At 27.7% G+C, this 1475-nt stretch carries 2 protein-coding genes; both read right to left on the bottom strand.

The window, feature by feature from the left end; genetic code table 11:
- On the bottom strand, positions 1 to 126 hold a 126-nt coding region (locus ERK18_RS09590; RefSeq protein ID WP_187155206.1), incomplete at its 3' end, for a YSIRK-type signal peptide-containing protein.
- 700 nt (positions 127 to 826) lie between these two features.
- Positions 827 to 1475, bottom strand: a 649-nt coding sequence (locus ERK18_RS09280) for an SLAP domain-containing protein (protein ID WP_187155207.1), incomplete at its 5' end; no start/stop codon positions are given.

Genomic DNA, 1475 nt, shown 5'->3' on the forward strand with positions numbered 1-1475 from the left:
AAGAAAAGTAAAACCTAATAATACAGAAGCAGTGCCGATAGTCAATTTACGAATTGAAAATCTATCTTGCTTCGCTTGCATTTCCATTTTTCTTAGTCTTTCATTATAGTTATTTTTTCCTAACATTTTAATCCTTCCTTGTAATTTAATATTCACTAAAATTGTATAACGTATGTTTTTATATGTCAATATATTGCGTTTATTTATATATTAAGTTGTTATTATTTGTTATTTTTATAAGATCATATTTTAAAAGCTTATAATTTCCTATTTTACAAGCTTTTATAACATATATTATTTAAAATTAAATTTATTGATATTATTTATTTGTTTTTTAATAAATATTTTATGATAATTTATTTAGTTACCGTTTTTTTGTTAACATAGTATTTTTAATTACAATACGTAATTTATTCATGATAATTTATTATACACTAGTTATTTTAACAGCCAAATTTTTTAATAAATTCCTTCAATACGTACCAAAAAAACTTTTATTGGTTATATCTACTAAACTGATTAACTTAACAAAATATGTATTATCATACTGATCTTTAGTACAAAAATATTCATAATACTGACTGCGAACAATTTAATTATCAGTTTTAACCTCTAAAGGAATACCAAACTTCCTATAACCTCAAAGAAACAAAAACAAGATCATATTTTCTGAATATAATCTTGTAAACCTTGTTTTTTTATTTATTTGACATAAAACTTGATTACTATTTACTGGTCTATTTAATCAGTTCACAAATAAATTCAAGTCCTTATACTATATATATCTGAATATATCTGACACTTTTCTTCTTATTATGAGCTTAAACTACCCTTTAACATTTGCTTTTTTAACAAATTTGCTTGTTGTCATAGTGTAGTACTTCTTACCTTTAATCTTTACTGGATTACCGTAAGTCTTAATTGATTTACGTTTCTTCAGTACTTTCTTACCAAGGCGATTACCATATTTACTGTATACATAAGCATTATGCTTCAATTTCAGTTTCTTGGCATCGATATTTCCTGCAGCTATATACAAGCCATCTTCAAGTTCATAGTAGATCCTCTGATTGATAACCTTCTGGGTTACTACGTCTATATTTGAACCAGCATTTATTACCAAGCCGTTTGCACGAACACCATTTTGATCATAAAGATATGCATTGTGCATTACCTTCTTATTGACAATGATATGAGATTGATCTCCAGCTACCACTCCGGCAGTTGTTTGTCTCAATGTTACATCTTGACTTGCAATATTAGCTGCTTTCACATAACGATTCTTGGCAATGATAAAGTACTTCTTACCGCGAATCTTAACGCTACTGCCGTAAGTAGTAACAGCTTTGCCTGACTTTAGTTTGCCTGCTTTCTTTACCCGTTGACCATATTGGTTGTAAACATAAGCATTGTGCTTCAGTTTTTGAGCTGTACTCTTAACATTGCCAATTGCAACATAGTACTTCTTATTATTA

Source organism: Lactobacillus kimbladii (assembly GCF_014323605.1).
GTDB lineage: Bacteria > Bacillota > Bacilli > Lactobacillales > Lactobacillaceae > Lactobacillus > Lactobacillus kimbladii_B.